The organism is Salinarimonas rosea DSM 21201 (assembly GCF_000429045.1).
Classification (GTDB): Bacteria; Pseudomonadota; Alphaproteobacteria; order Rhizobiales; family Beijerinckiaceae; genus Salinarimonas; species Salinarimonas rosea.
Window position 1 is genome coordinate 15,516 of record NZ_AUBC01000018.1, and the last position, 22,146, is coordinate 37,661.

Genomic DNA, 22,146 nt, shown 5'->3' on the forward strand with positions numbered 1-22,146 from the left:
TTTCGAGCACCTATGGTCCCCTCGCACGGCCGCCGCCTCACGGCGGGCGGATGTCGAGAAGCCCGCCCCTTTCGTCGCCGTGCGGGGCGAGCACGTCAAGAAAGCGGCACGTCCGCGAGAGTTCTCCATCTTCATGTCCTTCGATGAACTCGGGCTGAGCGACAAGGTCCTGCAGGCCGTCGGCGCTGCGGGCTACTCGCAGCCGACCCCGATCCAGACCCAAGCGATCCCCCACGTGCTCGCCCGGCGCGACGTGCTCGGCATCGCCCAGACGGGCACGGGCAAGACGGCGGCGTTCACGCTGCCGATGCTCACCATGCTGGAGACCGGGCGCGCCCGGGCGCGGATGCCGCGAACCCTCATCCTCGAGCCGACGCGCGAGCTCGCGGCGCAGGTGGAGGAGAACTTCGTCCGCTACGGCGTCAACCACAAGCTCTCCGTGGCGCTGCTCATCGGCGGCGTGTCCTTCGGCGACCAGGACGTGAAGATCACCCGCGGCGTCGACGTCCTGATCGCCACGCCGGGGCGCCTGCTCGACCATTTCGAGCGCGGCAAGCTGCTCCTGACCGGCGTCGAGCTCCTCGTCATCGACGAGGCCGACCGCATGCTCGACATGGGCTTCATCCCCGACATCGAGCGGATCGTGAAGCTCACGCCCTTCACCCGCCAGACGCTGTTCTTCTCGGCGACGATGCCGCCGGAGATCCAGAGGCTGTCGGAGAAGTTCCTGTCGAACCCGGTCAAGGTCGAGGTGGCCCGCCCGGCCTCGGCCGCGCAGACGATCACGCAGCGCCTCGTCTCCACCGGCTCGGACCCGGCCGCCAAGCGCGAGACGCTGCGCGGGCTGATCCGCGATGCCGTCGACCTGCAGAACGCGATCATCTTCTGCAACCGCAAGCGCGACGTCGCGGTGCTCCACCGCTCGCTCCAGCGCCACAAGTTCAACGCGGTGGCGCTGCACGGCGACATGGACCAGCGCGCCCGCATGCTGGCGCTCGAGTCCTTCCGCACCGGCGAGGCGACGATCCTGGTGGCGAGCGATGTCGCCGCCCGCGGGCTCGACATCCCGATGGTGAGCCACGTCTTCAACTACGACGTCCCGCACCACGCCGAGGACTACGTCCACCGCATCGGCCGCACCGGCCGCGCGGGGCGCTCGGGGGCGGCCTTCACCCTCGTCGCGCCCGGGGACGAGAGGTCGTTGTCGGCGATCGAGAAGCTCATCGGCAATGCGGTCGTCTGGTCCGGCCCGACGACGGCGGAGGCCGGGCACGCCCCGGCGCGTCCCTCCCGCGAGCGCGGCCCACGCCGCGGCGGCGGACGGGGCGAGGCGGAGGAGGCTCCCTCGCGCTCGCGGCGCGGCGGGCGTCGCGAGAGCGCCGGCGAAGCCCGCGCTGCCGAGCCGCAGGCCGTGCGCGCGCCCGCGCCGGAACGCGAGCCCGCGGAGCCCCGACGCGAGCCCAAGCGAGAACCCCAGCGCGAGCCCCAGCGCGAGCCCAGGCGAGAACCCCGGCGCGAACCCCAGCGGGACGCCGAGCGGACCGCCCGGCCGGCGCGCGGCCGCGCGCGCCGCGAGGAGGAGCAGCTCGACACGCCGAGCTTCGGGGATCATATCCCCGCCTTCCTGTTGCGGCCTGTCGTGATCAAGTCGAAGAAATAGCATTCGGCCTGCGTAAGCATTAACCGACTTTTCGTTGTTTGGAGCCAATCTGCGTTCCCGGGGCCGACGCGCCGCCAGATTATCGGTTGTGCGCCTTGCGGGATGGAACAGATGACGGCAGCTGGTGAGGATCTCGAGCGGACGTTCCAGGTAGGGCATCGCGCCCTGGATCTGATGAAGACCTACGGCTCGTCTGCGAGCCCACGGTCCTACGAGGTCTGGTACACCTACGTCACCGGGCAGAAGCCGGTCATCAACGACGCCATCAAGCGCATCGCCGCCCAGAGCGGTCACGTGCGCGACGACGACGTCGCCTCCCTCTTCGACGAGCATCTCGCGCCGCAGCGCTTCGCCCAGGAGGCGGAGAAGGCCGGCGCCACCGTCATCGGCGAGATCGACGAGGTGATGGAGATGCTCGAGATGGCGCTCGGCTCCACCGCCAAGTACGGCGAATCGCTCGAAGCCTTCTCCAACGACCTCGCCATCACCATCGACAAGCGGCGCATCCGCGAGCTGGTCGCCGCCCTCGTCACGGCGACGAAGGACGTCGGCGCCACCAACAAGACTCTCGAGGCGCGCCTGCGCGAGACCCGCGGCGAGATCGAGGTCCTGCGCGAGACGCTGGAGGCCGTGCGCATCGAGTCGCTCACCGATCCGCTCACCGGCATCGCCAATCGCAAGCATTTCGAGGAGATGCTGGTCAAGACGCTCGACCAGGCGATCGTCGAGCGCGCGCCGTTGGCGCTGATCGTCATCGACATCGACCATTTCAAGCGCTTCAACGACACCTACGGCCATCTCACCGGCGACCAGGTGCTGCGTCTCGTCGGCATGACCATGCGCGAGCAGGTGAAGACCAAGGCGACGCTCGCGCGCTTCGGCGGCGAGGAGTTCGGCATCATCCTGCCCGACACCACGGTGGAGACCGCCCGCGCCGCCGCCGAGCGCGTGCGCACGAGCGTCATGAGCCGCGAGCTGGTGAAGCGCTCCACCGGCGAGTCGCTCGGCAAGGTGACGATCTCGGTGGGCTGCGCCGGCATGCGCAAGGGGGACACCGCGGTGTCGCTGCTCGAGCGCGCCGACCAGTGCATGTTCACCGCCAAGCGCGCCGGCCGCAACCGCACCGTCTGCGACACCGACGACGACTTCGCCGGTGCGCACGAGGCGCACCAGGCGGTGCCCCAGGCCGAGGTCGCCTGAGCGGCATCCTCCGCACTCAAGCCCCTTGCACGACGAGCACGACCTCGCGCCGATGCGGCCGGTCGCGGTGCTCGACGAGATACAGCCCCTGCCAGGTCCCGAGCGCGAGCTCCCCGTCGAGGACGGGGACGGCGAGCGACGCACCCGTCAGCATGGCACGGACGTGGGCCGGCATGTCGTCCGGCCCCTCCGACCCGTGGCGCCAGCGCCGGTCCCGCGGGGCGAGCCGGTCGAGCGCGTCGACGAGATCGCGCGTCACCTCCGGATCGGCGTTCTCCTGGATCGCGAGCGAGGCCGAGGTGTGACGGCAGAAGACCGTCGCGAGCCCGTGTGTGACGCCGCTCTCGCGCACGCAGGCGCGCGCCTCGCGGGTGATCTCGACGAAGCCCGGGCCGGGCGTCTCGATCGTGGTCGAGAACATCGCCTGGCGCGTCGCCGCGCCCGCATGGAGCGCCCGCGGGGCGCCGCTCCGGCTTCGTCTCTCCGCCATCGCCCGCGCCTCTCCTCCGATCCGTGACCGAGCCTAGCGCGCCGGACGCCCCCGGGTCGACCCCGAACGGGCCCCTCCCCTCGGTGCCCCTCCCGACGGGCCACTCCCGCGGAACCCCGTCCGACGCCCGCGCTTAGCCCCCGGAACATCGAGACGGGAGGGCCGCCATGGATCGCCTCGTGCGAAACCTCGAGGAACCGCTCGCCGGCGTGGAGCTGGCGCCGGGCAACCGAACGCCCGACCCGGGCAGCGTGCCGCTGGACCCGCCGAAGCGCCCGCCGCCGCTGCCACCCGGCGGTCGCCTGCCCGGCGAGGTCCCGCCGCTGCCGGAGGAGGACGAGCCCGAGCCGGACGGCGATCCGACCGTGCGCGATCCCGGTCGCCGCATGCCCCCCGACCACCTCCCCGGCGGACCGACGAACCCCAACCCGCACCACGCGCAGCGACAGGAGGCGACGCGATGACCGCAGAGCGCGGGGGCCCTCCGGCCCAGCACCAGCCGACCCAGCCCGGCCGCGAGCACGCCATGTCGCCTCGGCCGGACTACGCGCCGCGCTTTCCCGGCTCGGGGCGCCTCGCCGGCGAGGCGGCGCTGATCACCGGCGGCGACAGCGGCATCGGCCGCGCCACCGCCGTGTCCTTCGCGCGCGAGGGCGCCGACGTCGCGATCGTCTACCTGGAGGAGGCGCAGGACGCCGCCGAGACCGCGGCCGCCGTCGAGGCCGAGGGGCGCCGCTGCCTGCGCCTTCCCGGCGACGTGCGAGACCCCGCCTTCTGCCGGGAGGCGGCGGCGCGCACCGTCGAGGCCTTCGGGCGACTCGACGTCCTCGTCAACGACGCGGCCGAGCAGCACGTGACCGAGGCGATCGAGGACATCACGCCCGAGCAGCTCGAGGCGACGTTCCGGACCAACATCTTCGGCTACGTCTACATGATCCAGGCGGCGCTGGCGCACATGCGCGCGGGCGGCCGCATCGTCAATTGCGGCTCGGTCACCGCCGTGCGCGGCTCGCCGCATCTCGTCGACTACTCGGCGACGAAGGGCGCGATCATGGCGCTGACCCGCTCGCTGGCGAAGCCGCTCGCGGCGCGCGGCATCCGGATCAACGGTGTCGCGCCGGGCCCGATCTGGACGCCGCTGATCCCCGCGACCTTCCCCGCCGAGCACGTGCAGGACTTCGGGACGAAGACGCCGATGGGGCGGCCGGGCCAGCCCAACGAGGTCGCCTCCTGCTTCCTGTTCCTGGCCTGCGCGGACAGCTCCTACGTCACGGGCCAGTTCCTGCACCCCAACGGCGGAGACGCGATCGGCAGCTGATCGCGCTCAGAAGCGACGCCGGGGCGCGCGCACGGGCGCGAGCCGGCGTCGGCGCTCCGGCGCGACCCGGGCGAAGAGCAGCGTCGTGAGGGCGAGCGCGCCGGCGATGGTCGCGATCGCACCCGGCAGGGCCGAGGGGCTCGCGGCGGCGATGGCGGAGGCGACGAGCGCCAGGACGAGGAACACGGCACCGAATCGGGTGAGCAGATCGCTGGTCGTCATGTGCGGCCTCCTGCGGTACGGGCCAACGCCGATGCCGCCCGATGGTTTCACGGCGAGGCTTGCCCGTCGTGAAACGAAAGCCTCGAAAGAAAAAAGCCTCGAACGCGCGAGAGCCGCGCGGTCTCCCGCACGGCTCTCTTCGGGGCCTCTCCGTGCCTGCGGGCGCTCAGCCGCTGGCGGCCTGCAGCGCGGCGCGGGTGATGCGATCCGCACCGAGATCCTCGTCGCCGTCCACCGCCAGGAGCTGGGTCAGGCGCGAGCGCGCGCGGTTCACGCGGCTCTTGATCGTGCCGACGGCGCAGCCGCAGATGTTGGCGGCCTCCTCGTAGGAGAAGCCGGACGCGCCGACGAGCAGCAGCGCCTCGCGCTGGTCCGGCGGCAGCGTGGAGAGCGCCTCGCGGAAGTCCTCGAAGTCGAGACGCGCGCCCTGCTCGGGCTGCGCCTTCAGGCGCGCGGCGTAAGAGCCGTCGGCGTCCTCGACCTCGCGGCGGCGCTTGCGGTACTCGGAGTGGAAGAGGTTGCGCAGGATGGTGAACAGCCAGGCGTTCAGGTTCGTGCCGCGCTCGAAGCGATCGATGTTCGACAGGGCGCGCAAGAGCGTGTCCTGGACGAGATCGTCGGCTCGGTCCACCTGCCCCGTCAACGAGATCGCGAACGCACGCAAGCTCGGAACGGCCGCGAGCAGGGCGTCGCGCAGCGCCGGTTCCGGCTGGGTCATCGCGAGTTCTCCGTCTTGTTTTGGTTCTCGAGCTGCGCCAGCAGATCCTTGAAACGGTCGGGAACCGGCTGATCCATCAGCTCGGAATACATGGCCCGCAGCTGGTCGCCGATGCGCGACTGTATGGCCCGGTCGAGCCTCGGATCGGCCGATGCCGATCCCGGCTCTCTGCCGCGCACCTCGCGCGAGCCGAGCTCGTGGACCCCCGTGCCCTTGTTGACTTTCATTACGTGACCCTCATCCTCGAGGCGTGATAACGAGCGCTCGCGGGCCCCAACGTCCTGGACCGGCAAAGGGTTCCATCGGCAGGGCCGATCGGGGGAACCTTTTCGGCTCGCGCGCGTTGGAGGCGGACAGGACCAACGCCGAACCGCGACTCCACAAGGGGATATGCATGTCGACAGCCCAGCTCGTCGTCCAGTACCTGCCGTACCTGCGCCGCTACGCCCGCGCTCTCACCGGCAGCCAGCAGGCGGGCGACGCGTACGTCGCCGCGACGCTGGAGGCGCTCGTGAGCGAACCCGAGACGATCGATCGCCAGGGCAACATCAAGGTCGACCTGTTCCGGGTCTTCACCCGCATCTGGAATTCGCTGTCCGTCAACGGCCGCGCCGAAGGCGTCGAGCGCGACCTGCCCGCCGAGGCGCGGCTGGGCCAGATCACGCCGCTGCCGCGCCAGGCCTTCCTGCTCTCCTCGCTCGAGGGCTTCTCCGAGGAGGAATCGGCCCGCGTCCTCGCCGTGCCGGTCGACGAGGTGCGGTCCCTCGTGGAGGAGGCCGGCCGCGAGCTCGCCGCCGACATCGTCACCGACATCATGATCATCGAGGACGAGCCCCTGATCGCGATGGACCTCGAGGCGCTCGTCGAGGGGCTCGGGCACAACGTCACCGGTGTCGCGCGCACCCGCGACGAAGCGCTCGCGCTCGCCGGCTCGAAGCGCCCGGGCCTGATCCTCGCCGACATCCAGCTCGCCGACGGATCCTCCGGGCTCGACGCGGTGAACGACCTGCTCGACACGTTCCAGGTCCCGGTGATCTTCATCACCGCCTATCCCGAGCGCTTCCTCACCGGCGAGCGGCCGGAGCCCGCGTTCCTCATCGCCAAGCCGTTCCAGCCGGCGAACGTGTCGGCGGTCATCAGCCAGGCGCTGTTCTTCCAGCAGAGCGCACACCGCAGCCGGCCCCAGCGCGCCTCGGCTTGAGCCGAGTCGCCGCGGGGCGTGCGGACGAGGGCCTCCCGCGGGAGGCCCTTTTTCGTGCACGCACCCTGCGCCGCGATGTGGCATGGTACGCAGTCGCATCGTAACGTGCGGCTTCGTGCCGTGCGCCGCGCCCGCGATGGACGGACGGCGGGACGGCAAAAAAAGAAACGGATCGGCCGGACCGATCCGTGCAAAAGTTGCTGGCCAAGCTCGAGGGGAATGCGGGGAGGACCATCTGGCCAGGTGGCCGGTGAACGGGCGCGCCGGCGAAACGTTCCGCCGGCGAAACCTTCTCGATGGTGAAGCCTTACCTTTCGGGAGTCCCATTCAGGGAGCATGTCTTGGTCGCAGGCACCGAGAACGTCGGCGCGGCTTTCTTCGGCTGCATCCTCCTCGCGGAGGACAGCGCCATCATCGCGCTCGACACGGCGGATACCTTGCGCGAGCTCGGCTTCGAGGAGGTGCTCGTCGCGCGCGACGCCACCGCGGCGCAGACGCTGCTCGCGGCCCGGACGGACCTGCGCGCGCTCGTCCTCGATCTCGATCTCGACGGGGAGAGCGGCACGCCGGTGGCGCGCGCCGCCCGTGCGGCCGGCCTGCCCGTCGTGGTCGCCTCCGGCTACGCCGACCCGGGCCCGGACCCCGCCTTCGTCGGTGTGCCGCGCCTGCGCAAGCCCTACACCCGCGAGGCGCTGGCCCAGGCTCTCGCGCAGGCGCTGGCCACGGCCTAGCGGCGCGCCGGCCGTCCGGAGCATCGCCCCGGCGCATCCCCTCGGAACCACCGCGCGGCTTCGCCGTTCAATGTTCCCGTGACCCTGAACGAGAGCGCGCCGGAGCCGGCGCGCGGCCGGAGCCCTCGGCATGCTGCGCCTCGCCGCGCTCCTCTTCTCGACCTATCTCGGCGCCTTCGTGCTCACGAGCGCGGTCGCGGCGCCCCACGAGCTGCGCGCCGCCTGGACGCGGCTCGCAGGAGCCCTCGAGATCCTCGTCTCGGTGCCGGTGCCCGGCGACGCGCATGCGGACGTCCTGGAGCAGTCGGGCGCGGGCGCCCGCAAGTCGGCGGCGCTCGCCCGGCCCTCCCTCCCGCTCGCCGGGCCGCTCGATCTGCAGGCTCCCGATCTCGAAGCCTCGGAGATCGTCCTCCTCGACGGCGGCGCGCTCGCGGTGCTCGACACCGAGGGTCGCCTCGTCCTGCAGCACGATCCCGCGGAGCGCACGACGACGGTCGCGCGCGGCGCCGGCCTGCCGCGGCTCCTCGCCGCGCCCGCCGGCGGCGCGCCGCGGCTCCCGGAGCAGCTGCCCCGCCGCACGCCCCGCGAGGTAGAGACGCCCCGCGAGGTCGAGACGCCCCGCGAGGTCGAGACGCCCGAGCCGGACGAAACCCTCGCCGTCGGCTGCGAGAGCCCGGTGAGCCCGCTCGCGCAGGGCGGCCGCGCGGTTTCCGCGCGTGCCCTGTGCCTCGCCTCGCTCTGACGCGGCGGGGACCGCACGCCGTGCCCGGCCATCGGCGCCATTCGTTCATGTTGCGGCCATCCGGGGCGCTATAAGGGTCCTGCGATGCGGCCCGCGAATCGCGGGCGCGCGCCACGACCACGGCGGTGCGATGCGGCAAGGCTCACTTATCGGCTCCCTTCTCGGCCCACTCGCGATGGCGATCTCCCTCCTCCTGCCGGCGGCGGCGCTGGCGCAGGACGCGTGCACGCGCTACCGCGCCGAGCTCGCGCAGATCGACGCCGGCGGCGGGCGCGACTACGGCGCGCTCGCGCGCCAGCAGGCGATGGAGCTCGAGCAGATGCGCCGCTACGTGCAGAGCCTCGACTGCGGGCGGTCGCGCTTCCTCATCTTCGGCGCGCCGACCTCGCCGGAATGCGCCGCCGCCGACGAGCGGCTCGGCGCCATGGAAGCGAACTACCAGCGCCTGCTCGTCGAGTCCTCGCGCTCGGGCAACGAGCGGCGTGCCGCGCTCCTCTCGGCGATCGAGCAGTACTGCACGCCGCAGGGCCCCGGCGGGGTCCCGGGCGGGCAGCCGGGCGTCCTCGATACCTGGATCGAGCCGAACGAGCCCTTCATGGACGGCCCGGGCTTTCCCGACGAGGCCCGGCCGATCGCGGGACAGGCCGTGTGCGTGCGTACCTGCGACGGCTCGTTCTTCCCGCTCGCGAGCACGCCGCGCGATTCGCGCGAGGCCGGCGCGCTGTGCCAGGCGCAGTGCCCGTCCGCCCCCACCGCGCTGTTCTACAAGCCGCAGGGCGCGTCGATCGAGCAGGCGATCTCCGCCGACGGCCAGTCCTACATGGCGCTGCCCAATGCGCTGGCGTTCCGCCGGTCGCACGACGCGGCGTGCTCCTGCCGCGTGCCGGGCCAGAGCTGGTCCGAGGCGCTCGCGCAGGCGGAGGCGCTGCTGGGCGGCGGCGCGGAGATCGTCGACGAGGCCCGTGCCCGGGAGCTGTCGCAGCCGCGCGAGACCGCGCCCGCGGCGCCGGTGCCCGGCGGCCCGGGCGTGTCGATCCCCTTCTTCGGGATCGCGGAGGGGGAGTGGCGCGAGATCGAGACGCGCGACGGCCGCCGGCGCGTGCGCGTCGTCGCGCCCGAGGTGATCCCCGCACCCGACGCATGAGGCGTCGCCTCAGGCCGTGTCCCCGGCGAGCCGCGCCGCCGCCTTGTCGCGGCCGATCAGCGGCAGCAGCGCCGCGAGCTCCGGGCCGTGGTCGCGGCCGGTGAGCGCCTTGCGCAGCGGCATGAACAGCGCGCGGCCCTTGGCGCCGGTCGCCGCCTTCACCGCGTCCGTCCAGCTCTTCCAGGTGCCCGCGTCCCACGGCTCGGGCGGGAGCGCCTCCGCCGCGCGGGCACAGAAGGGCGCATCCTCGACGACAGGCACGACCGGGCCCGCGACGACGTCCCACCAGTCCCGCGCCTCGGCGAGCGTGCCGACATTGCCGCGCACCGCCTCCCAGAAGGCGGCGCCGCCGCCGACGCCCATCGCGGCGAGCCGCGGCGCGACCGCCTCGAAGGACATCTCGTGCACGATCCGCGCGTTGAGGGCGGCGAGCTCCGCCTCGTCGAAGCGGGCGGGCGCGCGCGACACGTGACCCAGGTCGACGAGCGCCGCGAGCTCCTCCAGCGACGCGACCGGGCGCACCGCGTCCGACGAGCCCACGAGCACCGCGAGGGCGGCGACCGCGAGCGGCTCGAGCCCCGCCTCGCGCAGCCCCTGCAGCGACAGGTGCCCCAGGCGCTTGGACAGCCCCTCCCCGCCGGCCGTGGTGAGGAGGTTGTGATGGCCGAAGGCGGGCACGGCGTTCCCCAGCGCCTCGAAGATCTGGATCTGCACCGCGGTGTTGGTGACGTGGTCCTCCCCGCGCACGACGAGCGTCACCCCGAGCGACGCGTCGTCCACGACGGAGGGGAGCGTATAGAGGTAGCTGCCGTCCTCCCGCACGAGCACGGGATCGGACAGCGAGTCGCACGCGACGCTCACCTCCCCGCGCACGCGGTCGGTCCAGGCGACGGCGCGGTGGTCGAGCCGGAAGCGCCAATGCGGCCGGCGGCCCTCCGCCTCGAGCCGCGCGCGGTCCTCCCCTGAGAGCGCGAGCGCGGCGCGGTCGTAGATCGGCGGCAGGCCGCGGGCGAGCTGGAGGCGGCGCTTGCGCTCGAGCTCGTCTTGCGTCTCGAAGCACGGGTAGAGCCGCCCCGCCGCCTTCAGCCGCTCCCCCGCCGCGTCGTAGAGGGCGATGCGCTCGGACTGGCGCACGGTGACGTCCGGCGGGATGCCGAGCCAGGCCAGGTCCGCGACGATGGCCTGCGCGTACTCCTCCCTGGAGCGCTCGCGATCGGTGTCGTCGAGACGCAGCACGAAGGTGCCGCCCTCCCGGCGCGCCAGGAGCGCGTTGAGGAGCGCCGTGCGCGCGTTGCCGATGTGGAGGAGGCCCGTCGGCGAGGGCGCGAAGCGCAGGACGGGTGCGGGCGAGGTCGAGGCGGTGCTGGTCGGGGCGGTCATGCGCCCGTCTCTAGCGCGTCGAGGGACGGGCGACAAACGCGGCGCGCGTGATATGGTCGCCGCGATCCGAAGGAGAGGACATGGACGAGGTACGCGAGAAGCGCCCGCGGGGCATCCCCCTGCACGGGCCGGAGGAGTTCGAGGCGATGCGGCGGGCCGGGCGGCTCGCAGCGGCGACGCTCGACTTCATCACGGCCCACGTCCGCCCGGGCGTCTCCACCGGCGCGCTCGACCGGCTCTGCGAGGGCTTCATGCGCGACCATGGCGCGGTGCCGGCGACGCTCGGCTTCCACGGCTACGCCCACGCGACCTGCATCTCGGTGAACCACGTCGTCACCCACGGCGTGCCCGACGACGGCAAGATCCTCGCCGAGGGCGACATCCTCAACATCGACGTGACGCCGATCCTCGACGGCTGGCACGGCGACACGAGCCGCATGTTCAGCGTCGGCGAGCCCTCGGTGAAGGCGCGCCGCCTCGTCGCGGCCGCACACGAGGCGATGATGGCCGGAATCGCCCGGGTACGCCCCGGCGCGACGCTCGGTGACGTCGGCGCCGCGATCGAGGCGGTGGCGAAGGCGAAGGGCTACACGGTCGTGCGCGAGTTCTGCGGCCACGGGCTCGGCCGCGCCTTCCACGCCCCGCCCGAGGTGCTCAGCTACGGCCTGCCCGGCCGGGGCGTGCGGCTCGAGCCCGGCATGTTCTTCACCGTCGAGCCGATGCTCAACGCCGGCCGCGCCGAGGTGAAGACGCTCGCCGACGGCTGGACCACCGTCACCCGCGACCGGTCGCTGTCGGCTCAGTTCGAGCACTCGGTCGGCGTGACCGAGGACGGCGTGGAGATCTTCACGCTGCCCGGGTGAGCCGGCGACGCCCGCAGCGCGTCAGCGCCAGTCCCCCCGCGCCGCCTGGACGAGGGCCAGCGCCGCGACGGCGGCCGTGTCGGCCCTGAGGATGCGGGGGCCGAGCGACAATCGCACGACGCGCTCGCGCGCCAGAAGCGTCTCGCGCTCGGCGGGATCGAAGCCTCCCTCGGGCCCGATCAGCACGGCGAGCGGCCCGTCCGGCGCGGCGGCGAGCGCGGCGAGCGGGTCGGCGATGGGCGCGTCCTCGTCGCAGAACACGAGCACCCGCTCGGGCTCGAGCGCCGCGAGCGCCGCGTCGAGCTTCGCCTCCTCGTGGACGGGCGGCAGCGAGAGGACGCCGCATTGCTCGGCCGCCTCGATCACGTTGGCGCGCATGCGCTCGAGGTTGACGCGGCCCGCCTGCGTGCGGCGCGTGAGCACGGGCCGCAGCGAGCCCGCGCCCATCTCCACCGCCTTCTGCGCCATGTAGTCGAGCCGCGCGTGCTTGAGCGGGGCGAACAGCCAAGCGAGGTCCGGCGGGGGCGTCTGCGGCCGGGTCTGCGCCAGCGCCAGCAGCGTGGCGCTCTTGCGGCCCTCCGGCTGGACCTGGGCGCGCCATTCGCCGTCGCGGCCGTTGAACACGAGCACGTCCGCGCCCGCGCCCAGCCGCAGCACGTTGAGGAGATAGTTCGCCTGCGCCCGGTCGAGCGCGAGCCGCGCGCCGAGCGCGAGGGGCGCGTCGAGATGGAGGCGCGCGGCGGCGAAATCGTAGGCGGCCAAGGTCCGGCTCCGGCAAGGGATGGGAACATGGAACGCGAACGGCAATCTCGCCACATTGGCGTGGTGTGGAAGCCGGGCGTCCGCGACGGCACGCCCGCTGGCGTGCCGGTACGGGATCTGGTATCTCGCGGACGATGCGTTGATGCAAGCGAGCGCGCTCTCCCGCGCGCGAGGGGCAGGGGCGGACGGCTCCTGGCGAGGACCATGGCGACGAGGACCCGGATCTCCATCGCGACGCTCGCCGTCGCGCTCGCGCTCGCGCTCGGCGCGGCGGCGCCGGCATTGGTGCCGACCGCGGCGCACGCGCAGGCCGACGTCTGCGGGAGCGTCGGGCCGCTGCTCGAGGAGCGCCGCTCCATCGTCCAGCGCCTCGAGGCGCTCGGCGAGGAGAACGTCGATCCGCGCCCCGCCTGCTCGGCGCTGCGCGCGCTCGAGGAGAACGGCCAGAAGCTCGTCGACTTCATCGACCAGAACCAGGCCTGGTGCCAGATCCCCAACGACTTCGCCCAGAACGTCCGCCAGGACCACGAGCGCGTCGGCGGCATGCGCACCGACGCCTGCCGCGTCGCAGCGCAGCTCAACAACGCCGAGCGCCAGGCCCGCGAGGCGGCCGAGTCGAACCAGTTCGGCGGACCGGGCCTCACCGGCCGCTTCCCGATCCCGCAGGGCGCGCTGTGATCCGCCGTGCGTAGAGGGGGGCTCTTCCGCGGCGGTGCGGACCGGTCGCTGCCGGACGCGGTCACCGGTCATTGGGCGGACCGGATCGCGCCGGTCTCGGCGCGGCCCTACCTGCGCCTCGCCCGGATCGAGCGGCCGATCGGCTGGTGGCTGCTGCTCCTGCCCTGCTGGTGGTCCGCAGCCCTCGCGGCGCTCGCCGCCGGGGCGCCGTACCCCGATCCCTGGCACCTCGCCCTGTTCCTGATCGGCGCCGTGGCGATGCGCGGCGCGGGCTCGACCTGGAACGACATCGTCGACCGCGATCTCGACGCCCGCGTCGCCCGCACCCGCGACCGGCCGCTGCCGTCGGGCCGGGTGAGCCTGACGGGCGCCTCCGCCTTCGTGCTCGCCCAGTGCGCGGTCGGCCTCGCCGTGCTGCTCCAGTTCAACTGGTTCGCGGTCGCCACGGGCTTCGCCTCGGTGGCGATCGTGCTGACCTACCCCTTCATGAAGCGGGTGATCTGGCTGCCCCAGATCGTGCTCGGCCTCGCCTTCTCCTGGGGCGCGCTGATGGGCTGGGCGGCGGCCTTCGGCTCGCTCGCGGCGGCGCCGGTCCTGCTCTACGCGGCCGCGATCGCCTGGGTCGTCGGCTACGATACGATCTACGCGCTCCAGGACATCGAGGACGACGAGATCGCGGGCATCAAGTCCTCCGCCCGCCTCTTCGGCGCGCGGGTGCGGCTCGCGATCGGCGTGTGCTACGCGGCCTCGATCGCGCTGATGGCCGGCGCGCTCGCCCTCGTCGGCGCCGGCCCCTTCGCCTGGGCGGGCCTCGCCGCCTTTGCGGCCCACCTCGCCTGGCAGGTCGCGACGCTGGACCCCTCCGACGGACGCCGCTCGCTGATGCTGTTTCGCGCCAACCGCGACGCGGGGCTGATCCTCTTCGTGGGGCTGGTGCTCGCCGCGCTCGTCTGAGCCGCGGGGCTGCCGATCCCGCGCCGGCGCCCCATATCCCCCGGCATGCGCGCGACGGACATCCTCACCCTCACGCCCCAGGGCCTCTACTGCCCGCTGGGCGGCTTCCACGTCGACCCCGTGCGGCCGGTACCGCGCGCGCTCGTCACCCACGGCCATTCCGACCACGCCCGCGCCGGCCACGGCGCCGTACTCGCCACCGCCGAGACGCTCGCGATCATGGCGGTGCGCTATGGCGAGGATTTCGCCGGGGCGACGCAGGTGGCGGCGCTCGGGCAGACGATCCGGCAGGGGGACGTCGCCGTGCGCTTCGTGCCGGCGGGCCACGTGCTCGGCTCGGCGCAGATCGTGATCGAGGCCGGCGGCACGCGGCTCGTCGTCTCGGGGGACTACAAGCGCGGCTACGACCCGACCTGCCTGCCCTGCGAGATCGTTTCCTGCGACGTCTTCATCACCGAGGCGACCTTCGGCCTGCCGGTCTTCCGCCACCCGGACGCGCGGGCGGAGGTGGACAAGCTCGTCGCCTCGCTCGCCCTCTTCCCGGAGCGCGCGCATCTCGTCGGCGCCTACGCGCTCGGCAAGGCGCAGCGGGTGATGGCGCTGCTCCGCGAGGCCGGCTGGGACCGGCCGATCTACATCCACGGCGCGATGGAGAAGCTCTGCGGGCTCTACGAGGATCTGGGCGTGCCGCTGGGCGAGGTGGTGAAGGTCGCCGCCGCCGACCGGGCGACGCTCGCCGGCGAGGTCGTCCTCTGCCCGCCCTCCGCCATCCAGGAGGTCTGGGCCCGCAAGTTCCCCGACCCCGTGGCCGCCTTCGCCTCGGGCTGGATGCGGGTGCGCGCCCGCGCCCGGCAGAAGGGCGTCGAGCTGCCGATGGTGATCTCGGACCATTGCGACTGGGACGAGCTGAAGGCCTCGATCCTCGAGACCGGTGCCGGGGAGGTCTGGGTCACCCACGGGCAGGAGGACGCGCTGGTGCATTGGTGCGGGACGCAGGGGATTTCCGCGCGCCCGCTGCACATGCTGGGCTACGGCGACGAGGGGGAGGATAGCGGCGACCTCGCCGCCCCCGCCGCCGCGGTGGAGAGCGAGGCCTCCCCGTGAACGCCTTCGCCGCCCTCCTCGACCGGCTCGTCTACGAAAGCCGCCGCAACGCCAAGATCCGCCTCATCGCGGATTATCTCCGCGCGACGCCGGACCCGGAGCGCGGCTTCGCGCTGGCTGCGCTCACCGGCGAGCTGTCCTTCCGCGAGGCGAAGCCGAACCTGATCCGCGCGCTGATCCAGGAGCGCTGCGACCCGGTCCTGTTCGAGATGTCCTATTCCTACGTCGGCGACCTCGCCGAGACGACGGCGCTGCTCTGGCCGGCGCCCGCGGATGCGCCGCCGGAATCCCGACGGAACTCCCCTCTCCCTCGTGGAGAGGGGAGCGCATCGCGCAGGTCGGCACGGTCGGCGGCACATCCCGTGCCGGGCCACAACCGCCCGCCGCCCCCCTCCCTCTCCGAGGTGGTGGAGACGCTCGCCACGACCTCGAAGTCCGACCTTCCCGCCCGCCTCGCCGGCCTGCTCGACGCGCTCGGCGAGACCGGGCGCTGGGCGCTGCTCAAGCTCATCACCGGATCGCTGCGCATCGGCGTCTCCGCCCGCCTCGCCAAGACGGCGCTCGCGTCGCTGGGCGAGATGGAGCCGGACGCGATCGAGGAGGTCTGGCACGGGCTCGCGCCGCCCTACATCGACCTCTTCGCCTGGGTCGAGGGGCGCGGGCCGCGGCCGGTCTCGCGCGATCCCGCGCCCTTCCGCCCGCCGATGCTGGCCCATCCCCTCGAGCTCGAGGACCTCGAGACGCTCGACGCGGACGGCTTCGCCGCGGAATGGAAGTGGGACGGCATCCGCGTCCAGGCGGCATCGTTCGCCGGCACGACGCGGCTCTACTCGCGCACCGGCGAGGACGTGTCGGGCGCCTTCCCGGATCTCGTCGCGGCGCTCGCCGGCATGGAGGCGGCGATCGACGGGGAGCTGCTGGTGCTGATCGAGGGTCGCGTGCAGAGCTTCAACGTCCTCCAGCAGCGGCTCAACCGCAAGAGCGTCTCGAACGCCCTGATGACGAAGTACCCGGCGCACCTTCGCGCCTACGACCTCCTGGCGGAAGGCGCGGAGGACCTGCGCGCCCTGCCCTTCGCCGAGCGGCGCGCGCGGCTCGAGGCCTTCGTCGCGCGCCGGGCGCCGGAGCGCCTCGACCTCTCGCCCCTCGTGCCCTTCGCGAGCTGGGACGCGCTGACCGCGGCGCGCGCGGACCCCGCCGCCCACGGCGCCGGCGCGGATGCGGACGCCGTCGAGGGCGTCATGGTCAAGCGTCTCGACAGCCCCTACGTACCCGGCCGCCCCAAGGGCCTGTGGTTCAAGTGGAAGCGCGAGCCCTACACCGTCGATGCCGTGATGATGTACGCCCAGCGCGGGCACGGGAAGCGCTCGTCCTTCTACTCGGACTACACGTTCGGCGTCTGGCGCGACGCCGCCGGCGGCGGGGCGGAGCTGGTGCCCGTCGGCAAGGCCTATTTCGGCTTCACCGACGCCGAGCTGGCCCAGCTCGACCGCTTCGTGCGCAACAACACCACGAACCGCTTCGGCCCGGTGCGCGAGGTGACGCACACGGCCGAGACAGGCCTCGTGCTGGAGATCGCCTTCGAGGGCCTCCAGCGCTCGACGCGCCACAAGTCCGGCGTGGCGATGCGCTTCCCCCGCGTCTCGCGCATCCGCTGGGACAAGCCCACCGCGGAGGCCGACCGGCTGGAGACGCTCGAGGCGATCCTGGCGAAGGGCGAGACGGAGCAGCACCCGACGGGCGGGTGAGCGCCCGCTCCCGCCCCCTCGGGGCGGAGACGGCTCGCGGAGCGAGCCAGGGGCGGGGTCCCGTGGTGCCGATGTTGGTGGTTTCGGCTTCGCCGAAGAGCGCCTTCGGCGCACCCCCTCCGTCTCGTCGGCTTCGCGCCGATCCACCTCCCCCGATGGGGGAGGAGAAGCATCGTCTGCTGCGTCCCCGGCTCCCCTTGGCGAACCCGGTGGTCGCTGCTATCTCCGGGGCACGCTAGCTCATCGGCGCGCGACGGCGTGCCCGGCCCGGATACCCATGACCCGCGAGACCCTCGACACCATCCGCAACTTCTCCATCGTCGCACACATCGACCACGGCAAGTCGACGCTCGCGGATCGCCTGATCCAGCTGACCGGAACCGTCGCCGAACGCGACATGCAGGAGCAGATGCTCGACTCGATGGACATCGAGCGCGAGCGCGGCATCACGATCAAGGCGCAGACGGTCCGGCTGGAGTACCAGGCCAAGGACGGCAAGACGTACATCCTCAACCTGATGGACACGCCCGGGCACGTCGACTTCGCCTACGAGGTCTCGCGCTCGCTCAAGGCCTGCGAAGGCTCGCTCCTCGTCGTCGACGCCTCGCAGGGCGTGGAGGCGCAGACGCTCGCGAACGTCTACCAGGCGCTCGACGCCGACCACGAGATCGTGCCCGTCCTCAACAAGGTCGACCTGCCCGCCGCCGAGCCCGAGCGGGTCAAGGAGCAGATCGAGGACGTGATCGGGCTGGACGCCTCCGACGCCGTGCAGATCTCGGCCAAGACCGGGCTCAACGTCGACCAGGTGCTCGAGGCCATCGTCCAGCGCCTGCCGCCGCCGAAGGGCGACCGGGAGGCGCCGCTCAAGGCGATGCTCGTCGACAGCTGGTACGACCCCTATCTCGGCGTCATCGTGCTCGTGCGCATCATGGACGGCGTGCTGCGCAAGGGCATGACCATCAAGATGATGGGCACCGACGCCGAGTACGAGGTCGACCGCGTCGGCGTCTTCCGGCCGAAGATGCAGCCGCTCGAGGCGCTCGGGCCGGGCGAGGTCGGCTTCATCACCGCCGCCATCAAGGAGGTGGCGGACACCCGCGTCGGCGACACGATCACCGAATCGAAGCGCCCGACGAGCGAGATGCTGCCGGGCTTCAAGCCGGCGCAGCCGGTGGTGTTCTGCGGCCTCTTCCCCGTCGACGCCGCCGACTTCGAGGACCTGCGCGCCGCGATGGGGCGGCTTCGCCTCAACGACGCGAGCTTCTCCTACGAGATGGAGAGCTCGGCGGCGCTCGGCTTCGGCTTCCGCTGCGGCTTCCTCGGGCTCCTCCACCTCGAGATCATCCAGGAGCGGCTCGAGCGCGAGTTCAACCTCGACCTGATCTCGACCGCGCCGTCGGTGGTCTACAAGCTCAACCTGCGCGACGGCGAGACCATCGAGCTGCACAACCCGGCCGACATGCCGGACGTCATGAAGATCGAGTCGATCGAGGAGCCCTGGATCCGCGCCACCATCCTCACGCCGGACGAGCATCTCGGCGCGGTGCTCAAGCTCTGCCAGGACCGCCGCGGCGTGCAGATCGACCTCAACTACGTCGGCAAGCGCGCCATGGTCGTCTACGACCTGCCGCTCAACGAGGTCGTGTTCGACTTCTACGACCGGCTGAAGTCGATCTCCCGCGGCTACGCCTCGTTCGACTACCAGATCACCGACTATCGCGAGGGCGACCTCGTGCGCATGTCGATCCTGGTCAACGCGGAGCCGGTGGACGCGCTCTCCATGCTGGTCCACCGCAGCCGGGCCGAGGCCCGCGGGCGGGTGATGTGCGAGAAGCTCAAGGACCTGATCCCGCAGCACCTCTTCCAGATCCCGATCCAGGCCGCGATCGGCGGCAAGATCATCGCCCGCGAGACCATCCGCGCGTTGAGGAAGGACGTCACCGCCAAGTGCTACGGCGGCGACGTCTCGCGCAAGCGCAAGCTCCTCGACAAGCAGAAGGAGGGCAAGAAGAAGATGCGCCAGTTCGGCCGCGTCGAGATCCCCCAGGAGGCGTTCATCGCCGCCCTGAAGATGGACAGCTGACGACGGACGGCCGAGCCGGGGTCACCCCGGCTCGCCGCGGGCGAGGTCGGCGCGGATGGAGAGCGGCCGGTCCTCGTGCAGCAGGCGCCGGTAGACCTGGTAGTTCTCCATCACACGCTGGACGTAGTTGCGCGTCTCGGGAAACGAGATCATCTCCACCCAGTCGATCGGGTCGACGCCGCCGCCGCGCGGGTCGCCGAAGCGCTCGATCCAGCGCGTCACCGCGCCGCCGCCGGCGTTGTAGGCTGCGAACACCAGGATGTAGGACCCGCCCCAGCGCTCGATCAGCTCGGCGAGATGCGCCGAGCCCAGCGTCGCGTTGTAGGAAGGATCCGAGAGCAGCCTGTCGGCCGCGTAGGAGAGGCCGAAGCGCCGCGCCGTGGCGCGCGCCGTCGCCGGCATGAGCTGCATCAGCCCCCGCGCGCCGGCGTGCGAGACCGCCTGCGGATGGAAGGCGCTCTCCTGGCGGGCGATGGCGTAGACGAGCGCCGGGTCGACGGCGTCGGTCGCCGGCTCGAAGGGCGGGATGCCCAGCGTCGGGTAGGCGTAGACGTCGAGCGGCAGCCCGCGGCTCACCGCGGCGCGCCCGAGTGCCAGGAGCCCGCGGGCGTCCCCGCGCTCCGCCGCCGCCTCGCCGAGCGCCGCGACGAGCGCGGGATCGTCGAGCGTGTCGCCGAGGCCCCAGTAGAGCGGGATCGTGCGCTCCGAGAAGCCGGCCTCGTGCAGGTGCGCGATGGCGCGCGCCGCAGTCACCTCCGACAGCCGCTCGCGGGCGGCGGCGAGGTCGAGGCCCTCGGGCCGGCGCAGCGGCAGCCGGGTCTCGCCGAGCTCCTCCAGCGCGAGCTGGCCGTAGTACGAGATCGGATGCTCGCCGGCGGCCCGATAATGCTCCCGCGCCGCCTCCGCCTCCCCCATCGCCGCCGCGGCGCGGCCGCGCCAGTAGGCGATGCGTGAGATCGAGATCGGCAGCGTCGCCTCCTCGGCGGCGCGGGCGAAGTGGCCCGCCGCGACCTGCGGCGCGTCGAGGAACCGCAGCGCGATCCAGCCCGCGGTCCACTCCGCCTCGATGATCTCCGCGGGCGATTCCGCCGCGTGGTTGGCGGCGATGGCGTAGGCGCGGGCGCTGTCGCCGGCCTCCAGCGTCGAGCGCGCGACGATGCGCCGCTCGTTCCACCAGGCGTCCCCGTCCAGGATCAGCCCGAGCTCGCGCGGCGCCCCGGCGAGGAGACGCGCGGCCTCGTCGTAGCGCTCCTGGTAGCGCAGGTGCTTGAGCCGCGCGTAGACGACCGACGGCTCGGCCTGCAGCCGCGCGGGAAGCGCGTCGAGCTGCGCCTCCGCGTCGCGGGCGCGGGCGACGACCGCGCGGCGGATGTCGATCAGGAGCTCGAGGTCCGCGCGAGCTTCCTCGGGAAAGCGCGTCAGCATGCGCCGCGCACCGGTCCAGTCCTCGCGGAAGAGGTAGCGCTCGAAGCGCACGCGGTGGTCGGCGAGCGTCAGCGCCGCCCCGAACTCCGTCTCGAGCGCCGTCTCCTCTGCGGTGCCGAGCCGCATGTCGCGCCAGGTTTCCCGGGCGAGCGCGCGCGCGTCGGCCTCGGCGCCGTCGGCGTGGAAGGCGCGGGCCAGCGCGACCGCACCCTCCGCCGTGCGCGGCCGGTCGCCCGCGAAGAAGGCGATCGTCACCTCCGGGCGTGCCGGGGCGGCGAAGAGGGCCTCCTCGGCCCGCCGGCGGGCGACGCCCGTCTCCGGCCAGCCGGGATTGTCGCTCAGGAAGGCCGAGAGGCGGGTGAAGTCGCGCACCGCGCCGGCGCGGATCGCGAGCCACTCGCCGGCGACCCGCGCGGCCGGATCGCCCGCGACGAGCGTCTCCCAGGCGGCGGCCAGCGTATCGCCGAGCAGGATGCGTCCCTCGGCATAGGCGTTGAGCATCTCGCCGAGCGCGACGCGCCGCGGGTCGATCTCCGAGACCGCGCGCACGACCGCCTCGGCGTCGCCGGGCGTCGTTACCGGCGCGAGCGCAGCCGCAGGATCTCGCGCTTCCGCCCGGTCGGGACGCGGCGGGGGAAGCGGCGTCGCGGCCAGCGCCGCGGGGACGCCGAGCGAGCCACCGAGGAGGGCCGCGGCGAGCGCCGTCGCCGCGAGAAGGCCGCGTTTGCGCGGGCGACGTCCGCGCGCTATGTGTGTGCCCCCGCTCGGCGCCCCGCGCCGCGCGGACCTCCCCGCATCGTCCGGAGCGTCTCCATGCCCGCCCATGCCGTCCTCTCTCGCATTCGCGGCTCGATCCCCGCCATGGTCACGCCCTTCGCGGACGGCGCCGTCGACGAGGAGGCGCTGCGCGCCCACGTCGAGTGGCAGATCGAGAACGGCTCCTCCGGCCTCGTCCCCGTCGGCACCACCGGCGAGAGCCCGACCCTGTCCCACGACGAGCACAAGCGCGTCGTCGAGATCACCGTCGCACAGGCGAAGGGCCGCGTGCCCGTCATCGCCGGCGCGGGCTCGAACTCCACCACCGAGGCGATCGATTTCGCGCGCCATGCCGAGCGCGCCGGCGCGGACGCGCTGCTCGTGGTGACGCCGTATTACAACAAGCCGACGCAAGAGGGCCTCTATCAGCATTTCAAGGCGATCGACGCCGCCGTCGGGATCCCGATCCTGATCTACAACATCCCCGGCCGGTCCGTCATCGACATGTCGGTGGAGACCATGGCACGTCTCTACGAGCTTCCCAACATCGCCGGCGTCAAGGACGCGACCGCCAGCATGGTGCGGGTGAGCCACCAACGCGCCGTGCTCGGTCCCGATTTCGTACAGCTTTCTGGCGAAGATTCGACGGCGCTGGGATTCAACGCCCATGGTGGCCACGGCTGCATCTCGGTGACGGCGAACGTCGCGCCGCGACTGTGCGCCGACTTCCAGCAGGCGAGCCTCGCGGGCGATGCCGCGACCGCGCTGAAGCTGCACGATCGCCTCTTCCCGCTGCATCAGGCGCTGTTCGTCGAAACCAACCCGACCCCGGCGAAGTTCGCCCTGTCCGTGCTCGGCCGCATGTCCGACGAGGTCCGCCTGCCGCTCGTGCCCGCGTCGCCCGCGGCGCGGGAGGCGGTGCGCGATGCCATGCGTGCGGCCGGGCTGATCAATACCTGAGAGCCAG

22 protein-coding genes are annotated in these 22,146 nt (G+C 72.7%); 15 read left to right on the forward strand and 7 right to left on the reverse strand.

Going from position 1 to position 22,146, the window contains the following annotated elements; all coding sequences use genetic code 11:
• Window positions 1–133 precede the first annotated feature (133 nt).
• Window positions 134–1,660 carry a DEAD/DEAH box helicase gene (locus G407_RS0114810; RefSeq protein ID WP_029031436.1) on the forward strand — a complete coding sequence of 509 codons (1,527 nt, stop codon included), beginning with the start codon at window positions 134–136 and terminating at the stop codon, window positions 1,658–1,660.
• Window positions 1,661–1,771: 111 nt separating this feature from the next.
• Window positions 1,772–2,860: a GGDEF domain-containing protein gene (locus tag G407_RS0114815; RefSeq protein WP_052341409.1), complete on the forward strand. Its 1,089-nt coding sequence runs from the start codon at window positions 1,772–1,774 to the stop codon at window positions 2,858–2,860.
• A gap of 16 nt (window positions 2,861–2,876) precedes the next feature.
• Here the strand turns inward: G407_RS0114815 and G407_RS0114820 are convergent, their stop codons facing one another.
• Entirely contained in the window at window positions 2,877–3,350 is a 474-nt protein-coding gene (locus G407_RS0114820; RefSeq protein ID WP_029031438.1) for a secondary thiamine-phosphate synthase enzyme YjbQ, read from the reverse strand.
• A 167-nt stretch (window positions 3,351–3,517) separates the two neighbouring features.
• Here G407_RS0114820 and G407_RS27900 point away from each other — a divergent pair, with 167 nt between their 5' ends.
• Together G407_RS27900 and G407_RS0114830 are read left to right on the forward strand one after the other, a co-directional pair.
• Complete coding sequence (locus tag G407_RS27900) at window positions 3,518–3,814, forward strand: hypothetical protein (RefSeq protein ID WP_043539884.1); 297 nt, start codon at window positions 3,518–3,520, stop codon at window positions 3,812–3,814.
• Window positions 3,811–4,668 (forward strand): SDR family oxidoreductase, encoded by an 858-nt coding sequence (locus tag G407_RS0114830; protein ID WP_029031439.1) that lies wholly within the window; start codon window positions 3,811–3,813, stop codon window positions 4,666–4,668. Before G407_RS27900 ends, G407_RS0114830 begins: the two co-directional genes overlap by 4 nt.
• Window positions 4,669–4,674: 6 nt before the next feature.
• Here G407_RS0114830 and G407_RS0114835 read toward each other — a convergent pair whose 3' ends face one another.
• From G407_RS0114835 to G407_RS27905, 3 genes are all read right to left on the reverse strand, one after another.
• On the reverse strand, window positions 4,675–4,890 hold the full coding sequence (locus tag G407_RS0114835) for a hypothetical protein (protein WP_029031440.1): 216 nt from the start codon (window positions 4,888–4,890) through the stop codon (window positions 4,675–4,677).
• Between the two features lie 166 nt (window positions 4,891–5,056).
• On the reverse strand, window positions 5,057–5,608 hold the full coding sequence (locus G407_RS0114840) for a sigma-70 family RNA polymerase sigma factor (protein ID WP_029031441.1): 552 nt from the start codon (window positions 5,606–5,608) through the stop codon (window positions 5,057–5,059).
• Window positions 5,605–5,835 (reverse strand): NepR family anti-sigma factor, encoded by a 231-nt coding sequence (locus G407_RS27905; protein WP_043539885.1) that lies wholly within the window; start codon window positions 5,833–5,835, stop codon window positions 5,605–5,607. Before G407_RS27905 ends, G407_RS0114840 begins: the two co-directional genes overlap by 4 nt.
• Window positions 5,836–6,002: 167 nt before the next feature.
• Between G407_RS27905 and G407_RS0114850 the strand changes: the two genes are divergently transcribed.
• The 4 genes from G407_RS0114850 to G407_RS30575 all read left to right on the forward strand — a co-directional run bounded on the left by G407_RS0114850 (window position 6,003) and on the right by G407_RS30575 (window position 9,426).
• Complete coding sequence (locus tag G407_RS0114850; RefSeq protein ID WP_029031443.1) at window positions 6,003–6,809, forward strand: response regulator; 807 nt, start codon at window positions 6,003–6,005, stop codon at window positions 6,807–6,809.
• A 341-nt stretch (window positions 6,810–7,150) separates the two neighbouring features.
• Window positions 7,151–7,540 (forward strand): response regulator, encoded by a 390-nt coding sequence (locus G407_RS0114855; protein ID WP_052341410.1) that lies wholly within the window; start codon window positions 7,151–7,153, stop codon window positions 7,538–7,540.
• Between the two features lie 130 nt (window positions 7,541–7,670).
• Entirely contained in the window at window positions 7,671–8,282 is a 612-nt protein-coding gene (locus G407_RS0114860) for a hypothetical protein (RefSeq protein ID WP_029031445.1), read from the forward strand.
• Between the two features lie 175 nt (window positions 8,283–8,457).
• Window positions 8,458–9,426 (forward strand): DUF2865 domain-containing protein, encoded by a 969-nt coding sequence (locus tag G407_RS30575; RefSeq protein ID WP_029031446.1) that lies wholly within the window; start codon window positions 8,458–8,460, stop codon window positions 9,424–9,426.
• Window positions 9,427–9,435: 9 nt separating this feature from the next.
• Here G407_RS30575 and gltX read toward each other — a convergent pair whose 3' ends face one another.
• Window positions 9,436–10,806 carry a glutamate--tRNA ligase gene (gltX, locus tag G407_RS0114870; RefSeq protein WP_052341411.1) on the reverse strand — a complete coding sequence of 457 codons (1,371 nt, stop codon included), beginning with the start codon at window positions 10,804–10,806 and terminating at the stop codon, window positions 9,436–9,438.
• A gap of 80 nt (window positions 10,807–10,886) precedes the next feature.
• Here gltX and map point away from each other — a divergent pair, with 80 nt between their 5' ends.
• Complete coding sequence (gene map, locus G407_RS0114875) at window positions 10,887–11,669, forward strand: type I methionyl aminopeptidase (protein ID WP_029031448.1); 783 nt, start codon at window positions 10,887–10,889, stop codon at window positions 11,667–11,669.
• 21 nt (window positions 11,670–11,690) lie between these two features.
• On the opposite strand, the gene G407_RS0114880 is transcribed toward map, so the two are convergent.
• A complete protein-coding gene (locus G407_RS0114880) occupies window positions 11,691–12,431 on the reverse strand; it encodes a 16S rRNA (uracil(1498)-N(3))-methyltransferase (protein WP_029031449.1) in 741 nt (246 codons plus the stop codon).
• Between the two features lie 204 nt (window positions 12,432–12,635).
• On the opposite strand from G407_RS0114880, the gene G407_RS0114885 reads away from it, so the two are divergent.
• From G407_RS0114885 to lepA, 5 genes are all read left to right on the forward strand, one after another.
• Window positions 12,636–13,109 carry a hypothetical protein gene (locus tag G407_RS0114885; RefSeq protein ID WP_052341412.1) on the forward strand — a complete coding sequence of 158 codons (474 nt, stop codon included), beginning with the start codon at window positions 12,636–12,638 and terminating at the stop codon, window positions 13,107–13,109.
• Window positions 13,110–13,115: 6 nt separating this feature from the next.
• On the forward strand, window positions 13,116–14,063 hold the full coding sequence (gene ubiA / locus G407_RS0114890) for a 4-hydroxybenzoate octaprenyltransferase (protein WP_029031451.1): 948 nt from the start codon (window positions 13,116–13,118) through the stop codon (window positions 14,061–14,063).
• A gap of 45 nt (window positions 14,064–14,108) precedes the next feature.
• The gene (locus G407_RS0114895) at window positions 14,109–15,167 is read left to right on the forward strand and encodes a ligase-associated DNA damage response exonuclease (protein ID WP_043539886.1); all 1,059 of its coding nucleotides are present in this window, start codon (window positions 14,109–14,111) and stop codon (window positions 15,165–15,167) included.
• Window positions 15,164–16,915 (forward strand): cisplatin damage response ATP-dependent DNA ligase, encoded by a 1,752-nt coding sequence (locus G407_RS0114900; protein WP_029031453.1) that lies wholly within the window; start codon window positions 15,164–15,166, stop codon window positions 16,913–16,915. Before G407_RS0114895 ends, G407_RS0114900 begins: the two co-directional genes overlap by 4 nt.
• 277 nt (window positions 16,916–17,192) lie before the next feature.
• Window positions 17,193–18,998 carry a translation elongation factor 4 gene (gene lepA, locus G407_RS0114905; protein WP_029031454.1) on the forward strand — a complete coding sequence of 602 codons (1,806 nt, stop codon included), beginning with the start codon at window positions 17,193–17,195 and terminating at the stop codon, window positions 18,996–18,998.
• A 21-nt stretch (window positions 18,999–19,019) separates the two neighbouring features.
• Here lepA and G407_RS27915 read toward each other — a convergent pair whose 3' ends face one another.
• The gene (locus tag G407_RS27915; RefSeq protein ID WP_156917597.1) at window positions 19,020–20,972 is read right to left on the reverse strand and encodes a lytic transglycosylase domain-containing protein; all 1,953 of its coding nucleotides are present in this window, start codon (window positions 20,970–20,972) and stop codon (window positions 19,020–19,022) included.
• A 264-nt stretch (window positions 20,973–21,236) separates the two neighbouring features.
• Between G407_RS27915 and dapA the strand changes: the two genes are divergently transcribed.
• Window positions 21,237–22,139, forward strand: coding sequence for a 4-hydroxy-tetrahydrodipicolinate synthase (gene dapA, locus G407_RS0114915; protein WP_029031455.1), 903 nt, complete (start codon window positions 21,237–21,239; stop codon window positions 22,137–22,139).
• The last annotated feature ends 7 nt before the right edge of the window (window positions 22,140–22,146 follow it).

What these genes read in the sequence shown, in the direction of transcription:
- G407_RS0114810 (WP_029031436.1), top strand. Translation starts at nt 134, where the DNA reads ATGTCCTTCGATGAACTCGGGCTGAGCGACAAGGTCCTGCAGGCCGTC.
- G407_RS0114815 (WP_052341409.1), top strand. Translation starts at nt 1,772, where the DNA reads ATGACGGCAGCTGGTGAGGATCTCGAGCGGACGTTCCAGGTAGGGCAT.
- G407_RS0114820 (WP_029031438.1), bottom strand. Translation starts at nt 3,350, where the DNA reads ATGGCGGAGAGACGAAGCCGGAGCGGCGCCCCGCGGGCGCTCCATGCG.
- G407_RS27900 (WP_043539884.1), top strand. Translation starts at nt 3,518, where the DNA reads ATGGATCGCCTCGTGCGAAACCTCGAGGAACCGCTCGCCGGCGTGGAG.
- G407_RS0114830 (WP_029031439.1), top strand. Translation starts at nt 3,811, where the DNA reads ATGACCGCAGAGCGCGGGGGCCCTCCGGCCCAGCACCAGCCGACCCAG.
- G407_RS0114835 (WP_029031440.1), bottom strand. Translation starts at nt 4,890, where the DNA reads ATGACGACCAGCGATCTGCTCACCCGATTCGGTGCCGTGTTCCTCGTC.
- G407_RS0114840 (WP_029031441.1), bottom strand. Translation starts at nt 5,608, where the DNA reads ATGACCCAGCCGGAACCGGCGCTGCGCGACGCCCTGCTCGCGGCCGTT.
- G407_RS27905 (WP_043539885.1), bottom strand. Translation starts at nt 5,835, where the DNA reads ATGAAAGTCAACAAGGGCACGGGGGTCCACGAGCTCGGCTCGCGCGAG.
- G407_RS0114850 (WP_029031443.1), top strand. Translation starts at nt 6,003, where the DNA reads ATGTCGACAGCCCAGCTCGTCGTCCAGTACCTGCCGTACCTGCGCCGC.
- G407_RS0114860 (WP_029031445.1), top strand. Translation starts at nt 7,671, where the DNA reads ATGCTGCGCCTCGCCGCGCTCCTCTTCTCGACCTATCTCGGCGCCTTC.
- G407_RS30575 (WP_029031446.1), top strand. Translation starts at nt 8,458, where the DNA reads ATGGCGATCTCCCTCCTCCTGCCGGCGGCGGCGCTGGCGCAGGACGCG.
- gltX (WP_052341411.1), bottom strand. Translation starts at nt 10,806, where the DNA reads ATGACCGCCCCGACCAGCACCGCCTCGACCTCGCCCGCACCCGTCCTG.
- map (WP_029031448.1), top strand. Translation starts at nt 10,887, where the DNA reads ATGGACGAGGTACGCGAGAAGCGCCCGCGGGGCATCCCCCTGCACGGG.
- G407_RS0114885 (WP_052341412.1), top strand. Translation starts at nt 12,636, where the DNA reads ATGGCGACGAGGACCCGGATCTCCATCGCGACGCTCGCCGTCGCGCTC.
- G407_RS0114895 (WP_043539886.1), top strand. Translation starts at nt 14,109, where the DNA reads ATGCGCGCGACGGACATCCTCACCCTCACGCCCCAGGGCCTCTACTGC.
- lepA (WP_029031454.1), top strand. Translation starts at nt 17,193, where the DNA reads ATGACCCGCGAGACCCTCGACACCATCCGCAACTTCTCCATCGTCGCA.
- dapA (WP_029031455.1), top strand. Translation starts at nt 21,237, where the DNA reads ATGCCCGCCCATGCCGTCCTCTCTCGCATTCGCGGCTCGATCCCCGCC.